Source organism: Leisingera sp. F5 (assembly GCF_001593695.1).
On sequence record NZ_LUKH01000883.1, the window covers coordinates 1 to 1521 of the forward strand.

The following is a 1521-nucleotide window of genomic DNA, read 5'->3' on the forward strand; positions in this document are numbered from 1 at the left end:
TTTCCTGTCTAACTCAGAAATCACCCGTTCTGGCGGATGGTCTCGTTCTTCGGATCGTAGGGGCTATGTGAAGCCTGAGGTTGCAGTGGAAGGCACCAAGCTGAAGGTCAAGATCCAGGACAAGCTGTGGGATGCGGTCGTGACCTGCGACAGCCCCTACGATCCGAAGAACGAGACCATCCGCCAGAACGGGTGATTTCTGAGTTAGACAGGAAAAATGAAAAAGCCCCGGTTAATGTGCCGGGGCTTTTTTTGCTGCAGAAAGGTGTTGCGTTCAGGGAGCGAGATTTTGTGCCGCGGCAACGGCGGCCTGGAAATCACCTTCGGGGTCATTGGTCAGCAGCGTCGGCTGAAAACAGATTTCCTGGATGTCGTTCACCCCGGCTTGGTTCAGCCAAAACTTCAGATAGGCCGACTGATGATCCACTCCGAACGCTGGCGAGGGCATCCCCGGACCAAAGGCTCCGCTGGTCAGGGCCAGCACCGCCTTTTTGTTTTCTAACAAGCCGAAATAGCCTGTTTCCGGTTCAAGCCCCCACAACAGGCCGGGTTGATGAATCAGGTCAATGTACTGCTTGAATTTGTACGGGATGCTGCCGTTCCACATCGGCACGGCTATCAGGTAAATGTCAGCGCTGATGAAACGCTGAGCCATGCTGGTAATCTCGTCCCAAGCAGTCAATTGGCAGCTGTCATGGTCCTGCCCCGTGATCACGTTCATCTTGGCGGCCACCTTGTCGCCGTCATAGTCCGGCAAAACCTCCGCCGAGAGGTTAAGGACGTCCACGTCGATCCCAGGTTTCACGGCTTGCAGTTTGGAAAGATAGGCGTCAGCGAGCGCCTTTGATTTCGAGTCAGCTCCACGTGGAGAAGCTTGAATAAACAACAGTTTGGTCACGTTCGGGGGCTCCTGTCTAATAGTATGAGTGTCGTTAACAGGGCCAATATGAGTATGTTTTGTCCGCGCAAAAATAGCTTGAATTGCAAAGCATTTGTGCGGATTTTGCACAAATGAATGCAAGCGCAAGTGTCAATCTATTTGTTCATGTGGTCGAAGAGGGCAGCTTCTCGGCGGCGGCCCGTATTCTGGGGCTGGCGCCGTCATCCGTGGCCCGCCAGATACAGCAATTGGAAAACGAGCTTGGGGCACGGCTGTTTCAGCGCACGACCCGGAAGCAAAGCCTGTCCGAAGCGGGTGAGCTGTACTACCGGCATGCCAAACGCGCAGCTGAGGAGCTGGAAGCCGCCCGGACGGGCATCGCGCGCCTGACCGGCGCCCCGTCAGGTGTGCTGACGGTGACAGCCGAGCCGGATCTGGCCACAGAACTGATTTCGCCGGTGCTGCCAGAGTTCCTAAGCCAGCACCCTGACGTAAAGATCAGGCTGCTGTTCTCTTCGACCTTCGCAGACCTGGTGGAAGGCCGGATCGACCTGGCGATCCGCATGGGCCAGCTGAAGGACTCGAGCCTGGTTGCCCGGAAGATTTTCGACAGCCGTTCCCTGCTTTGCGCCAGCCCGGAG

Annotated in this window: 3 protein-coding genes; 2 read left to right on the plus strand and 1 reads right to left on the minus strand. The window is 56.3% G+C overall.

Going from position 1 to position 1521, the window contains the following annotated elements; translation table 11 throughout:
• Positions 1–196: hypothetical protein (locus tag A2I95_RS37055; RefSeq protein WP_291737466.1), on the plus strand; the 196-nt coding region annotated here is incomplete at its 5' end.
• Between the two features lie 78 nt (positions 197–274).
• Here A2I95_RS37055 and A2I95_RS37060 read toward each other — a convergent pair.
• Positions 275–898: an NAD(P)H-dependent oxidoreductase gene (locus A2I95_RS37060; RefSeq protein WP_291737467.1), complete on the minus strand. Its 624-nt coding sequence runs from the start codon at positions 896–898 to the stop codon at positions 275–277.
• A gap of 113 nt (positions 899–1011) precedes the next feature.
• Here A2I95_RS37060 and A2I95_RS37065 point away from each other — a divergent pair.
• Positions 1012–1521 (plus strand): LysR family transcriptional regulator (locus A2I95_RS37065; protein WP_291737468.1); only part of this gene is annotated, 510 nt, incomplete at its 3' end.